This window comes from Limosilactobacillus rudii, assembly GCF_014145455.1.
Taxonomy (GTDB): domain Bacteria; phylum Bacillota; class Bacilli; order Lactobacillales; family Lactobacillaceae; genus Limosilactobacillus; species Limosilactobacillus rudii.
In genome coordinates this window covers 34,721-48,629 of record NZ_JACIVB010000049.1, presented here as the reverse complement: position 1 = coordinate 48,629, position 13,909 = coordinate 34,721, and the positions used below count along the sequence as shown (strand labels likewise).

The 13,909-nt window shown below is 37.3% G+C and carries 14 protein-coding genes and 1 riboswitch; all 14 genes read right to left on the bottom strand.

Going from position 1 to position 13,909, the window contains the following annotated elements:
* Nucleotide 1: 1 nt before the first annotated feature.
* Entirely contained in the window at nucleotides 2-1,213 is a 1,212-nt protein-coding gene (locus tag H5S39_RS04375; RefSeq protein ID WP_182595777.1) for a CCA tRNA nucleotidyltransferase, read from the bottom strand.
* Nucleotides 1,214-1,348: 135 nt separating this feature from the next.
* Complete coding sequence (locus H5S39_RS04370; protein ID WP_182595779.1) at nucleotides 1,349-2,614, bottom strand: tetratricopeptide repeat protein; 1,266 nt, start codon at nucleotides 2,612-2,614, stop codon at nucleotides 1,349-1,351.
* 128 nt (nucleotides 2,615-2,742) lie between these two features.
* Nucleotides 2,743-3,018, bottom strand: coding sequence for a non-specific DNA-binding protein Hbs (gene hbs / locus H5S39_RS04365; protein ID WP_003666054.1), 276 nt, complete (start codon nucleotides 3,016-3,018; stop codon nucleotides 2,743-2,745).
* 210 nt (nucleotides 3,019-3,228) lie between these two features.
* Nucleotides 3,229-4,542: a ribosome biogenesis GTPase Der gene (gene der, locus H5S39_RS04360; protein ID WP_182595781.1), complete on the bottom strand. Its 1,314-nt coding sequence runs from the start codon at nucleotides 4,540-4,542 to the stop codon at nucleotides 3,229-3,231.
* A gap of 92 nt (nucleotides 4,543-4,634) precedes the next feature.
* On the bottom strand, nucleotides 4,635-5,888 hold the full coding sequence (gene rpsA, locus H5S39_RS04355) for a 30S ribosomal protein S1 (RefSeq protein WP_182595782.1): 1,254 nt from the start codon (nucleotides 5,886-5,888) through the stop codon (nucleotides 4,635-4,637).
* 77 nt (nucleotides 5,889-5,965) lie between these two features.
* Nucleotides 5,966-6,646 (bottom strand): (d)CMP kinase, encoded by a 681-nt coding sequence (gene cmk, locus H5S39_RS04350; protein WP_182595783.1) that lies wholly within the window; start codon nucleotides 6,644-6,646, stop codon nucleotides 5,966-5,968.
* A gap of 70 nt (nucleotides 6,647-6,716) precedes the next feature.
* Nucleotides 6,717-7,283 (bottom strand): LysM domain-containing protein, encoded by a 567-nt coding sequence (locus tag H5S39_RS04345; RefSeq protein ID WP_182595784.1) that lies wholly within the window; start codon nucleotides 7,281-7,283, stop codon nucleotides 6,717-6,719.
* A gap of 83 nt (nucleotides 7,284-7,366) precedes the next feature.
* Nucleotides 7,367-8,806, bottom strand: coding sequence for a RecQ family ATP-dependent DNA helicase (locus H5S39_RS04340; protein ID WP_182595785.1), 1,440 nt, complete (start codon nucleotides 8,804-8,806; stop codon nucleotides 7,367-7,369).
* Nucleotides 8,796-9,821: a helix-turn-helix domain-containing protein gene (locus tag H5S39_RS04335; RefSeq protein WP_182595786.1), complete on the bottom strand. Its 1,026-nt coding sequence runs from the start codon at nucleotides 9,819-9,821 to the stop codon at nucleotides 8,796-8,798. The genes H5S39_RS04340 and H5S39_RS04335 overlap by 11 nt, the downstream gene beginning before the upstream one ends.
* A gap of 181 nt (nucleotides 9,822-10,002) precedes the next feature.
* The gene (locus H5S39_RS04330) at nucleotides 10,003-10,581 is read right to left on the bottom strand and encodes an ECF transporter S component (RefSeq protein ID WP_182595787.1); all 579 of its coding nucleotides are present in this window, start codon (nucleotides 10,579-10,581) and stop codon (nucleotides 10,003-10,005) included.
* A 111-nt stretch (nucleotides 10,582-10,692) separates the two neighbouring features.
* Nucleotides 10,693-10,820, bottom strand: a riboswitch (FMN riboswitch).
* Nucleotides 10,821-11,185: 365 nt separating this feature from the next.
* Complete coding sequence (locus tag H5S39_RS04325; protein ID WP_182595788.1) at nucleotides 11,186-11,893, bottom strand: hypothetical protein; 708 nt, start codon at nucleotides 11,891-11,893, stop codon at nucleotides 11,186-11,188.
* A gap of 128 nt (nucleotides 11,894-12,021) precedes the next feature.
* Complete coding sequence (locus tag H5S39_RS04320; protein ID WP_182595789.1) at nucleotides 12,022-13,257, bottom strand: N-acetylmuramoyl-L-alanine amidase; 1,236 nt, start codon at nucleotides 13,255-13,257, stop codon at nucleotides 12,022-12,024.
* Nucleotides 13,247-13,582, bottom strand: a complete 336-nt coding sequence (locus H5S39_RS04315) for a phage holin (protein ID WP_182595790.1) — start codon at nucleotides 13,580-13,582, stop codon at nucleotides 13,247-13,249. Before H5S39_RS04315 ends, H5S39_RS04320 begins: the two co-directional genes overlap by 11 nt.
* A complete protein-coding gene (locus H5S39_RS04310; RefSeq protein WP_139561337.1) occupies nucleotides 13,579-13,905 on the bottom strand; it encodes a hypothetical protein in 327 nt (108 codons plus the stop codon). The genes H5S39_RS04315 and H5S39_RS04310 overlap by 4 nt, the downstream gene beginning before the upstream one ends.
* Between the last annotated feature and the right edge of the window lie 4 nt (nucleotides 13,906-13,909).

The window sequence follows — 13,909 nt, the reverse complement described above, 5'->3', positions numbered from 1 at the left end:
ATTATCCCTCTTCCATTATTTTTCGTGCTTCATTTAATAAAGTGCCTGTATCATTAGCAAGCTTACCATTTATAACTGCTGTTGTTAGCTGCTGAATAATCTTTCCCATTAAAGGTCCTGGCTTTATCCCAGCTTTTGTAATCAACATTTTTCCATCAACCGCTAATTCTTTGCTTTCCTTGATTGGCAACTGCTGATATGCCGCTTGTAATTCCTGATTTGGAATTGCCCAACCATATAATTTAGCAACCTGATTAGCATCTTGGAGAGCCTCTTGCCCAGTCTTAAACATTGTTACTGGCATTAAACTTTTTTGCTGAATCTCTCTTACCGCTGGAACAACCTTTTTCACTCGTGTAATTAGGTCATTAGCAGTTTTCCATTTTTTTAAGAATTTACCAATTTCTTTTTGGCCTAATTGAAGTTGAATACATAACGCTGCCCATAGTTGTGCCTCATTTTCTAATTTCCAGTGATTCAGGAGTAATAATGTAGAAAGGATATCTCTAGCATTAGCAAGGCCAGGACAGTACTTGTACAAACCGGTGGATATAAAATCCTTTAAACCTGCAACTGGATTTTGTCCTAACATTAATTTTTCAAACTCAACCCGAATCCGCTCAACAGCAATTTTAGCTAACAGAGGAGCATTTTCTTTAATCCCGGTTAAAGTAGGACCATCAATAACAAAATTAAGCTTACTTGCAAAACGAACAGCCCGCATCATTCGAAGAGCATCTTCGTGAAAACGTTCATTAGGGTCACCAACAGCTCGAATAAGGTGTTTTTGTAAGTCAGCTAACCCATTGAACAAATCAATAACTTCGCCATCTTCACGAAGCGCTAATGCATTAATAGTGAAATCTCGTCGCTTTAAGTCTTCACTAAGCGAACGAACAAAGGTTACTTTATCTGGTCTACGGTAATCTTGATAACCCGATTCAGTTCTAAACGTCGTCGTTTCATACCCATTACCATGGTCAAGAATCATCACTGTTCCATGTTCAATTCCCGTATCCACGGTACGATTAAAAATTTCTTTAATCTCACTCGGGTAAGCACTCGTTGCAATATCAATATCATGAATATCGTCATGTAATATAGTGTCGCGAACACAACCGCCAACAAAGTACGCCTCATATCCAGCAGCCTCAATCTTTTGTAAAACTGGCCGCGCTGGTTCAAAAATAGCTGGTAATTGTTTTATTTTCATTTAATCAGGTCCCCATTTCGATAATCAAAGTAGATTATAGCAAATAAAATTAACACTAAAAAGAGACAGTGAGTATAAAGAGCTGATAAATTAATTATCAAGCTCTAATATCCCTGTCTCAGTTAAGAAAGTAAATTATTGATAATCTTCATACCGTTCATATAAATCTTGCATTTCCGCATCAGTTGGTACCAACCGTAAATAATGTTCCAACTCATCCATGACTTTATCGGTTTCTCCTACTTCACGATAATAATTAATCAATTCCTTTAAGAAGGTTGGATTTTCACTATATGCTGGCAATGCTGCTTCATAATATTTCCCAGCAAGATCAAGCTGATCTGTCCGTTGATATGATCGTGCTAGATTCCAATATAGTTGTGGATCAGTTTCATCCTCTTTTACTAATGGACTTAATAATTCAATATTAGCTTTATCATCATGCTGATGTAATAAAAAGTTACTATACTGGAGCGTAATTGTCATATTTTCCGGTGCTAATTCATGTGCTTTTACAAGATACTTTTTCATCAACTCTTGGTTTCCCAAATGACTAGTAATTTCGGCAGCTAATGAATATAAGTACTCATTATACTGGTCTACACCTAGTCCTTCTTGCACAACTCGCAACGCTTGCTGATAATTGTTTTCTTTTTCATATGCCCGTGCTAATTCAGGATAAGCAGATGCATATTGATCATCATCGCTTATTAATTCTTCTAAAGTTTTAATTGCTTCTTCAGTATCACCTAATTGTAACAATGTAAGTCCCTGCTGGAAGCGAACATCACTAGTGCGATACTCCGGCTTTACTTGTTTAAAATAACCAAGTGCTTTCTTAAATTGGCCACTTTGGGCGTAACAAATACCAAGCCGGCCTGCAATATCTACTTTTGCAAAATCAGTGTACCCGTTTTTTATTAGCTGAAAATAATACTGAATTGCATCCGTAAATTGGCCAACCATAAAGTAAAATTCACCCAATGCAAATTCAACAGCAGGTTCATCTGGAGCCAATGAATAAGCTTCTTTCAGTTTTTCCTCAGTAACTTCAAATTCCTTTTCAGTCTGGTATAAATCCGCCACCACAAGTAATGACTGGACATACGCTGGCGAATCCGGCTTTACCTGTGCTAAGTAAGATAAAGCCTCGTCATTATGTCCCTCATCAATTGCAATTGTTGCAAGACTAGTCTTTAATTCGTCCTCATCAGGGTACCGTTCTAATAATTTTAGATAAATTGTTCGCGCCTGCTGTAAAAATCCCAATGCATATAATTCCTCTGCAAGACTAAACAACATATCATCATCATCATTAATTAATGCCAGCTTAAACGAATTTTGGGCTTCTTTTAATTTGCCTGCTTCTAATTGGTCAATCATCTGTTCTGAGTAGGTCATTTTTTGCCCTCCTTTTATTACCATTTTAAATATATCACAGTCTATTATTTTAAGCATTGATCTTGATTTTAAAAGAAAAAAGATCATGATAACTCTACCATGATCCTTTTTAATATTTAACTGTTAAATTATTTAACAGCATCCTTTAAAGCTTTACCAGGCTTGAATGCTGGTACCTTGCTTGCAGGAATGTTGATTTCTTCTCCAGTTTGTGGGTTGCGGCCCTTACGTGCAGCACGTTGACGTACTTCGAAGTTACCGAAGCCAATCAATTGAACCTTTTCACCCTTAGCTAAAGATGCTTGAATTGAACTGAAAACAGCATCTACAGCTGCTGTAGCATCCTTCTTGGTTAAGCCAGTTGCAGTAGCAACATTGCTTACTAATTCTGCTTTGTTTGCCATGTTGTTTCACCTCCCACAATTAACGAGAGCCTCAAACTCACGTCAGTGAATGTTAATTTTGAGTGGTCCAAAATTAACGAAATAATTACGAGAAGTTCGTATCATTTCATTGTTAAGATTAGCATAGAGAAAGCCTGCTGGCAAGCGGTTTTATGAACTTCTACCCGCATTTTTAATGTTTTTTCATTTTATTGGAAATTCTCTAACTTTTTATTGCCGTTGACGTTTAATCAGGTGAATTGGTGTTCCCGAAAAGTCAAACGCTTTCCTTATCTGGTTTTCCAAATAACGCTCATAAGAAAAATGCATTAACTCTGGATCGTTTACAAAAATAACAAATGTCGGTGGCTCTGTTGCCACTTGTGTTGCATAGTATACCCGTAAACGACGACCGTTTTGGGTTGGTGTCGGATTAGCTGCAATAGCATCCATTAAAACATCATTTAAAACTGATGACTGAATCCGTTGCCGGTGATGATTATAAACATTCTCAATTAAAGATGGTAATTGGTTCAATCTTTGCTTAGTTTTGGCAGAAACAAAAATTATTGGTGCATAACTAAGATACTGGAATTCTTGCCTAATTAAATTAGTAAAATCTGTCATAGTACGGTGGTCTTTATCTTTAAGTGTATCCCACTTATTGACGACAATAATAACACCACAACCTGCCTCATGAGCGTATCCAGCAATATGCTTATCAAGCTCTCGGATACCCTCTTCAGCATTTAAGACGACTAAAACAACATCACTATCATCAATTGCCCGCATTGATCGCATTAATGAGTAACGTTCAGTATTTTCGTATATTTTCCCTTTTTTACGAATACCTGCCGTGTCGACCATTGTAAACTCTTGTCCATCATTAGTCTTGAATTGTGTATTAATCGCATCACGAGTTGTTCCTGCAACATTTGAAACAATAACCCGATTCTCTCCTAAAATAGCATTTACAAGTGATGATTTACCAACATTTGGTCGGCCAATAAAACTAAAGTGGATACTTTTATCGTCCTCATTTACCACGTTATCTGGGAAACGTTTTATAACGGCATCTAAAAGATCACCCATTCCAATACCATGTACACTTGAAACAGCATATGGCTCTCCTAGTCCAAGTGAATAATAATCATAGATATCACTACGTCTTTCGGGATTGTCGACTTTATTAACAGCAAGCACGACTGGTTTATTCGATCGATATAAGATTCGTGCCACTTGTTCATCAGCATCAGTAACACCGTTTTCTACATCTACTACAAAAATGATAACATCAGCTTCATCAATTGCAATCTCCGCTTGTTGTCGAATTTGAGTTAAGAGGGGCTGATCTGATATTTCAATTCCTCCTGTATCAATCATGCTAAAGTTTTTACCTAACCACTCAGCATGTGCATAAATTCGATCTCGTGTAACTCCAGGAGTATCTTCAACAATCGAAATTCTTTCCCCTGCAATACGATTGAACAGTGTTGATTTACCAACGTTTGGTCGACCAACAACTGCGACGATTGGATTAGCCAATCCTTCCACCTTCTTTCATTTTATTTTAAAAACGACTAAAGAGGAAGTAACAACTTTGTCACTTCCCCTTAAAAGATAATTAATTTAAGAAACTAGTTCCGTAGGTCCTTAAGCTTGTCACCAATTAAGTCACCCATTGAGAAGCCACTTTCTTCTTCTGGAGCGTTGTTCATAAAGCTCCGGTTATTATTGTTACGACGTGAACGACGACGACCACGGTAGTTTTCGCCACCATTGTTATTGTTGTTCTCATCTTCCTTTGGACGTTCTTCAAGAGCCTTCATAGATAAGCCAAGACGTTGACGTTCAGGATCAACATTAATTACCTTAACTTTAACTTCTTGACCAGGCTTAAGAACATCAGCAGGTGTAGCAATGTGCTTGTGTGAAATTTGTGAAATGTGAACTAAACCTTCAACACCAGGGAATACTTCAACAAAAGCACCAAAGCTAGTCAAGCGCTTAACAGTACCTGTTAATACACTGTCTACTGGAGCTTTTTCTTCGATGTCATCCCATGGTCCAGGTAACGTTTGCTTAATGGATAATGAAATACGTTCACGTTCAGGATCAACACTTAATACCTTAACTTTGATGTCTTGACCTGCAGTTAAAACATCAGAAGGCTTGTCAACATGATCGTATGAAATTTCAGAAACGTGAACTAAACCATCAACACCGCCAAGATCAATGAAAGCACCAAAGTTTGTCATACGGGCAACTTTACCTTCAACAACATCACCTGGTTGTAATTCAGCAAATACCTTTTCAGCAGCTTTTTCATGTTGTGCTTGAATAATTTCCTTGTGAGAAAGGATCAAACGATTTTCGCTTGGTTCAATTTCAACAATCTTAAATTCAAGTTCTTGACCTTTGAATTGGTTCAAATCTTCAACATAGTGATCCGTAATCATTGAAGCAGGGACGAAGCCACGAACTCCAGCATCAACGACTAATCCACCCTTAACAGCCTGGGTAACCTTTGCGGTGATGTGTTCACCTTCATCAAATTTCTTTTGAATATCATCCCATACCTTACGGGCTTCAAGACGACGGTGAGAAAGTAAGTAGCTACCATTTTCCTTGTCGTTACCGATCTTAGAAATGACAACTAAATCTAATTCGTCACCTACTTTTACAGCATCATTGATGTCTTCAACTGGCTTGGTTGATAATTCCTTAGCAGGGACGACACCTTCAACCCCTGCATCTTTAATTCCAACGATAGCTTGACGATCGTCATCGATTGCCAAAACTTCACCCTTGACAACATCGCCCACCTTTACTTGTTCAATGCTATCAAGCGCTTCTAACATATCGTTTTTATTTTCGTTGTTTTCAGCCATTAAAAAAAATCCTCCTTGCAACAATCAACTCTAAATGATATTTTACTAAAAATTGTTTTACATTTCCAGTATTTAGGCTAATTCATCTCGTGTTTTTTTATTATTTCACTAATCTCGTCTACTACTTCGTCAATTGTTAAATTAGTTGTATCTAATTTAACCGCATCACGAGCCTGGGTAAGGGGAGACACCTTCCTGGTGGAATCCTTTTTATCCCGCAATTCGATTGCTTTTTGTAACTCCTCCAATGAGGTAGTCTCAATTCCCTTAGCCTTGTTTTCAACATAACGACGACGAGCACGTTCATAGGCACTTGCTACCATAAAGATCTTGACAGGGGCATCTGGCAGAACAGTAGTACCTATATCCCGTCCATCCATTACAATGCCTCCGTTGGCTGCAATTTCCCGTTGCTGCTTTGTCATTTCCTCTCGAACAGCTGGTACCGCAGCAATTGCCGAAACATTTTTTGCTACTTTAGGCAACCGAATATCATGAGTGACTTCTTGCCCGTTCAAGAAAACTCGTTGTTCTGTTTCACCGGGTTCAAAACTAATTTTTACTTGGCGTGCCACTTCAGCTATCTTGGCGTTATCTTTAAGATCAATACCTTGGTTTAATACAGCTAAGGTTACAGCACGATACATTGCTCCGGTATCACAATAAATATAATTAAATTTCTTAGCAACCAATTTTGCTACTGTGCTCTTACCTGCAGATGCTGGTCCGTCAATAGCAACTTGTAAGCCTTTACTCATTATCAGTCCTCACTCCTCTTTTTTATCCAATGTCTTACTTTACCAGAAAATCAGTCATTATTGTTTAAAATTAACGATAATTGTAGCGATTTGTATTCTCCGTATTATTATAGCGATTATAGTTTTGATTATTGTTATAATGGTAATTGCTATAACGGTTGGCATTACGATTTTGGTACCCATTATTATAGTGATAACTATTGCTATAACGATAGTAGCTACTACTACTTTGAGGATAGGTGCTACTCTGACTCACCTGACTTGAGCTTGACTCTATAGTTGAAGAAGAACTGCTGCTTTTCTCGCTGCTGTCACTTTCTTGTCTAGATTCTTTTTTCGAGGTACTCGAACTGTGAGATACTTTTTTTTTACTATTTGAAGAATCGGTCGCCACTTGTTCAGTCCGTACTGGATGATTAAACGATTGTTTATTATTAATCCAATATATAAGCGGTGTCGCAGCAAGGATAATAATTAAAACAATCAAGACAGTCGTAATCATTGAATTATGAGATCGTTGCTTTCGGTGCTCTGTTCGTGAAAGGTGACCATCACTATCAAAATCTTCATTATCAGTAAACTTTTTATCCCATAATTCATCATTTGCTCGCCGGGTTTCCTTCCGTCCATCACTCAAAATAATCATGCCTCCTTATTTAGAATTTAACAATCTGATTGTATCGCAAACTTTTAATGATTGTCTAGCAACAACACTAAACTTTAATTTTCATCAATGTTTAGCAATAATTTCAATTGTTCCTGCCAATCCAATTTTTTTGGTTTTGTTACCAACTTACTAGCAGGGAGGTCAATTTCTGTTTGCCATTCTTCTTTATCAAAATCACAACAGTTTTCCTTATTTGTTGATAATTGCTCACCAAAATAAGTCAATAAATATTTGCGACGACATCCCCGATTATTTATATATCCCAGCATCTCTTGCAATTCCTGTTCCATTTGGTATTTTCGATGCTTAAAAATGCTAACTATCTGTTCAGGCGACGAATGATGGGCCAAATAAAAATTAAAAAGTTCAGCTTGTTCACCTAAAACTACGGATGATAATCTATGCTCTTTTATCTGCTGCAACAATTCGACAGGAGGAATATCAATACTTGTTAATTGCCGCTGAATCATCTCATCTCCATCCGCATATAATAGAACCGCTAAGCTTTGCTTGCCATCACGACCGGCACGTCCAATCTCTTGTAAATAATTTTCTAAATTATTCGGTAAATGGTAATGGATTACAAAGCGGACATCATTTTTATCAATTCCCATCCCAAATGCACTTGTTGCACAAATAACCTGTAACTCGTTTGCCATAAATTGTCGTTGGATTTGAAAGCGATCTATTGCAGTAATTCCAGCATGATATGCAGCAATATTTAAGCCAGTTCGTTCTGCAAGCCATTCTGCCATCTGCGAAGCCATTTTACGGCTTGCAAAATATATAATTCCTGGACCCTTAAACTTTTGAACTAGGCGCAATAGTTCCTCGTCCTTTTCCTGTTGGCGATATACTTTTTGCACCGCAAGGAATATGTTCGGACGATCAACGGATTCAACTATTTGTTGTGCATCATTTATTCCCATTTTTGCTTGTATATCCTGCCGAATTCGTGGCGTTGCCGTTGCTGTTAACATTAATGTAGTTGGTTTGCCTAATTGTTGACGAACATCTTTTAGCAGTAAATACTCAGGACGAAAATCAGGGCCCCATTGTGAAATACAATGTGCCTCATCAATAACTAGCATCGCCACATCTACGTTATTAAAAGCGGTTAAAACATTATCATTATCAAGCATTTCTGGGGAAGTAAAAACAAATTTAAATGATTGCAATCTTTTTAATACTGCTGTTCTTTCTGCTCCTACAAGCTGGCTGTTTAACATTACAACCCTTTTTTCGCCTTGACGGTGCAGACGATCAACTTGATCCTGCATAAGCGATATTAAAGGAGAAACTATTATAACTGTCCCTGTTAATAAATACGCCGGTAATTGATACAACAATGACTTTCCTGCCCCAGTCGGCAAAACAGTTAGTACGTCTTCACCAGCCAATAATTTGATAATAGTTTCTTCTTGACCAGGTCGGAAACTATTAAAGCCAAATTGCTTTTTTAGAATCCGTAAAAGCTCCTGCCTACTCTTCATTTACTACTCCTTGATATATTTGATATAGTCGAAATTCATAAAAGCTTGACACGTTTTCATTAAATTTCCAAGTTGTTGGCACCCCTTCGTAAGCTTTTCCAAGAATAATTCTTTTATCCTCTGGAAGGAATCTATTCCAATTTACCTTTTCAGGTATTAAGATTGCTGCTTCTAATAAGTGCTCTTGAATTGTATTCTGCTTTAAACGCCTTCTTTGAGAAATTTGTTCAATTTCTTGCCCTTGAGCATAAAGATTATAGGTTATCTCAGCACTCCGATTCAAAGGACTCGTCCTTAAGAGCGGACCTAATAATTGTTGGAGTGGACCGGGAAAATTACGAGCATAAGCACTTACCGCTAACATTTCATCATGCCTTAAAAATTGAATATCCTCCAATGACAACTTTAAATTAGCTGCTGCTTGATTAGGTGTCCACCCTGCTTTTTTATAACCAATTAATGAATTAAAAAGATCAGTTGCTAACCGCGGATCTTCACTATCTAATGCTTTTCCTAAACGCTGTAAGTCTAAATACAGCCTATTGGTAAGATCATATTGATAATTATTGCGAAACCATTGTTTGACTACTTGCATCTCTCCTAGTGGGATAGTAAGCGGTGCATATTTATTTTGATGATAGGAGTATTCCGATGCAACCTGTACTGCTAATAATAACCGTTGCACCACCCGATGAGTATTTGCTAACCAATACCAATCAAAAAAAGCAGGCTCATATCGATCAGCTTCTTCCTTCTTCAAAATAGCAGCTCCTTTTTCAGTCAACTTCGCTTCTGATTTATCATTTAACGTTAAAATTTTTGTATGAACAAGCTCATCAATAAGGTCGTTAAATTCATGCCGCGTAAGTGATCGATAAGCTCCTAACCATTTTAGAATATCATATTGGCGGGCCCAGAAGAGTGTTGCGACTGTCCGACGACTACAAAGTGTATTTTCAATTACCCTTATTCGTCGTGGTTGATGATAGCTAAAAAAACGCAATAAATTTGTCACTTTTTACCCCCTCCTATATATCTATATACGTATTTTATTTAAAAATACTAGCATAAATTTTAATTTTTTCTAAAAGGAAATGAGCCCCAGTGCCGGTAAAACCGAACTCTGAAGCTCATTTGTACTTGTAAGAGCGTGACAATGACTTCTTTTTCACACTCCTCCAACCTAACTTTTAATTTTATAGCGTGCGATGATGATCAAGCCACGACTGTAATCGATCAGCAATAATCACATAAACTATTGTTACTACTAATCCCTTGATTATATTAAATGGAAGAACGCCAATTGCCACCAACTGTGCTACTGGTAAAGTAGATTTCCAGTTCCAAACAGCCATATATAACGGTGTAAGAACCCATAGATTTAACAATGACATTACAGTTGTTAAAATAACTGTACTTAAAATAATTCCCGTAATAGCCTGCTTCTTCTTACTCCACTCCTGATGATGCCATACCCAGCAAAATGGTAAAAGCATCGCTAACGCAGACAGAAAATCACTGAAAATACCAATCAATTCTGCGGGAGAAAACCCATGAACCATTCCATGAATTAAACATTTTAATAGTGCAATAATAACTCCGCCAACTGGTCCATAAATGTACCCACCTAATAGTACCGGAACATCAGAAAAATCCAATTTAAGGTAAGGTGCCATTGGTAGAATTGGAAATTCAAAAAACATTAAGATAAATGCTAAGGCACTTAAACATGCTATTCCAACCAAGCGCTGAATACGTTGATGCGTCACTGTCATAATAACAACCTCCAATTGAGATTGTCTCCATTTGGCATCCTGTATTAAAAAAGCGCTACTGACACTTACAGGTTTGTCAGCAACGCAATAAACTTTGTAGTTATTTAATACAGAAATCTTCTTTATACCAGACTATACTGTCGGCCCTAGAATCACACTAGGTCAGCCACTGCATAAATAGCAGCAGGTTGCGGGCTGTCACCGCCGGTCGGGAATTTCACCACGCCTTGAAGACAAACGTTTTTATTTAATTCATTTCCTATGATACTGGCTTTCCTTTATGATGTCAACGCTTTTAGCCTTTATAATTTTCCACAGTTTTCCGTAATTAACCGCAATTTTCCACAAGTTTTGCCCCCTCAGTGCCCCCCTCAGATTCTCTACTTAAAGAATAGAGGAATAGTTAACCAAAGCTACTATTCCTCTATAAGCTGATTGTTTTGTTCTTCGTTAGTATAGCATAAATTACAGATAAATAGGTAGAGATTTTCGCTGCATAAAATGGCCTTATAGATTAATAGGTTACTTTTCATTACAATGTACGGAGCTTTTTAAAATGCTAAAAACATATCACAAATATTACATCTAATTATGACCCGACAAGTCACTCTCCTCTTTGTGCCCTATGCCATTCACGAATTAAATAATCTCTTGAAACAGTTCTTAAGTTATGAATTGGAATATCATCAAAAGAAAACTCAACAGAAAATGGAGCGTTTTCTCTCCATGTCCAATATTTATTAAATGAATTAACCCACGCAGAAGTATTATTGATACTATCAATCATTTGCTTATTATCAACATTATCAGCAAACGACATTAATAAAATCTCAACTTTTAAATCTATATCTTCTATTAAGCTATTAGCCTCATCGTGATACTTATCTTTCAACAATTGTCTCTTTTGGGAATCCGGTTCTAAAATATTTTTGTTTCCACAATTTTGAACTATATCATAGTACTTATTAAGAGATACTAAAAGTTCTGCTACCTGCTGCTTAATTTCGTTAATCCAGCGAATGCGTTCTTTCGAAATAACATCGTACTTATTCTTTTTATTAGTAGAATAGATTGAATAAACAAAAGTAAACAGAGCAATGATTGAGGTTACTCCAATCCATTGAAAACTACCATTCTTATCAAAAAATATGTTATTGGGTGAAGAATAATTAACTATTATTAGTCCAACAATAATTAAAATTACTAAAATATAGTAAATTGAAATATGAAGCTTTTTTTCCTTCTCAGCATACTCACTCGTTATAATTAATTTACAATCAAATAATTTTTCAATCTCTTTATTTTTCTTCATTTATTAAACTCCCACATAAAACTATATTATTACTCTAGTTGATAAGAACAACTATTTCAATATGTAAAAAAAGCCCTAGTGGGAGTTACAGAAAATGCAACAACCACTAGGGCTTCATTTATATTCAATTATTGACGCTGTGAATAAACAACTGAATTGAGTTGTTGAGGTTTAACACCATTGGCAATATCATTAGCGAATTGGTTATAGTTAATTCCCCAGCTTGCCAAGTAACCGTATGGATCAACGTGTGAGCCACCAATATTTTCAGTTACCCAGTTGTGCGTCTTAACACCGGGAGTTCCTGCACCCCCTGCGTCAAGTGTTAGCGGAATACCGTATTGTTTAGCGTAGTAACGGGCTACGTTAATGTAAGTCGTGTAATCTTTAATGAATTGTTCACGATTGTATGTCCGACCAAGTTCAATCTGGCATGGGCTATATGGGTTAGCGTTCAAGGCACCCCAAGAAACATAACCTGGTTCGCCGACCTCAAAGACTTGGCCACCGTCACCGACAACAAATTGTGTGTAGGCTGACTGCCAGTTATTGTGGAGGTAGTTAGCGTTAGCAGCAGCCCCACTTTCAGCACCGACATCGTGCATGATGATGTAGTCATTGATGGCTGGTTGACTGCTTCCTTCCCAACTAGCGAGGTCGTAGGTGTGGTTGATTTGTGACGGTGTAAAGGCATTCGCACTTTCAGAAGTCAGAACACCCTGACTATCAGCATGATACTTTACACCGTTAATCGTAATATCCTGATTAGTTACTAAGGCACCATCACTACCAAAATAATAGGTGTTACCCCAGTTGTTATAGAACTGGTTAGTGTACCGTGCTCCATCAACGCCGAAGTAATACGTGTGTCCCCAATTATGATAGAATCGATCATTCCAGCGAGCACCATCAGGACCAAAGTAATAAGTCCGTCCCCAGTTAGTATAGAACTGATTGGTATAACGCTTGCCGTCTTTACCGAAATAGTAGGTGTTACCCCAGTTGTTATAAAAATAGTTGCTTACTTGATTACCGTTAGCATCGTAGTAGTAAGTTGCCCCATCACGAGTATTAAATCCATTGCGAACCATTTCTCCGCCTTTGCCAAAGTAATAAGTATTGCCATCAATCTTCTGTGCCTTATTGGTCAAACGGTAACCTTCTTTGTTGAAGTAATAAAGATTGCCATACTTGTACAACCAATTATCTTTCAACTGCTGGCCATCAGCGTTCTTCCAAGTTACTGTTGAGCCAGCATCATTAGTGCTATTAGCCTTTACAGTAGTAGTTGCACCTACTAAAAAAGCACCAGCAATTGTTGCTAGTGCTAAGTTCTTAGCTTTCTTAAATGATTTATTCTTCATTAACGTTATCCTCCTTACCAGATTGATTTGGAATGAAGCTCTTTCCACTAAAAGTCACGTTGTCTGCATTTAGCTTAATTGAGTTAGTATCTATGGTTGTATGGACCTCACCGTTACCTTCGACAAATCCGCATAGACCAAGAATAGTTAAGATAGTGTTAATGATAGCTGCTACTTGGTCCCAGTGACCGTAAGAGAAACCGCAAGCTTGCATTGCTTGTTGAATTAAGACGATTAACAGGGTAATAAAAGACGCTACAACCGTTTTGTTGATTGTACCGTCTGCGTTTAAGAACTTCTTCTTGATTATTTGTTTTAGTTTCATTTATGACTACCTCTTTCCAAGTTTGTAATTCGGCGTTCATGGTCTTTTAATTGTTCGTCGTGGCGAATAAACTTCTTATCTCCCGCTTGCAGACGTTCATTGGCTCTTTCATATTGACGATTAGAGACTTCCATATTTTTGTTGAGTTTACTTAACTCATCATAAATTGGGCCCAGAATATTATGCTCAATATTATCAATTGCTGTCTTTGAGCGTTTGCCCAGCCAACGAAAACCAGCAATAATAAAGCCGATGATTGTCAGAATCGCCACCCAGTCCTCTAACGAATACCCTAGAAAATAGTGAACTGTTACCCAGTGCATTTAC

Bases quoted from the DNA above. Each gene is read 5' to 3' on its own strand.
- H5S39_RS04375 (WP_182595777.1), bottom strand. From the start codon at position 1,213: ATGAAAATAAAACAATTACCAGCTATTTTTGAACCAGCGCGGCCAGTT.
- H5S39_RS04370 (WP_182595779.1), bottom strand. From the start codon at position 2,614: ATGACCTACTCAGAACAGATGATTGACCAATTAGAAGCAGGCAAATTA.
- hbs (WP_003666054.1), bottom strand. From the start codon at position 3,018: ATGGCAAACAAAGCAGAATTAGTAAGCAATGTTGCTACTGCAACTGGC.
- rpsA (WP_182595782.1), bottom strand. From the start codon at position 5,888: ATGGCTGAAAACAACGAAAATAAAAACGATATGTTAGAAGCGCTTGAT.
- cmk (WP_182595783.1), bottom strand. From the start codon at position 6,646: ATGAGTAAAGGCTTACAAGTTGCTATTGACGGACCAGCATCTGCAGGT.
- H5S39_RS04340 (WP_182595785.1), bottom strand. From the start codon at position 8,806: ATGAAGAGTAGGCAGGAGCTTTTACGGATTCTAAAAAAGCAATTTGGC.
- H5S39_RS04330 (WP_182595787.1), bottom strand. From the start codon at position 10,581: ATGACAGTGACGCATCAACGTATTCAGCGCTTGGTTGGAATAGCATGT.
- H5S39_RS04325 (WP_182595788.1), bottom strand. From the start codon at position 11,893: ATGAAGAAAAATAAAGAGATTGAAAAATTATTTGATTGTAAATTAATT.
- H5S39_RS04320 (WP_182595789.1), bottom strand. From the start codon at position 13,257: ATGAAGAATAAATCATTTAAGAAAGCTAAGAACTTAGCACTAGCAACA.
- H5S39_RS04315 (WP_182595790.1), bottom strand. From the start codon at position 13,582: ATGAAACTAAAACAAATAATCAAGAAGAAGTTCTTAAACGCAGACGGT.
- H5S39_RS04310 (WP_139561337.1), bottom strand. From the start codon at position 13,905: ATGCACTGGGTAACAGTTCACTATTTTCTAGGGTATTCGTTAGAGGAC.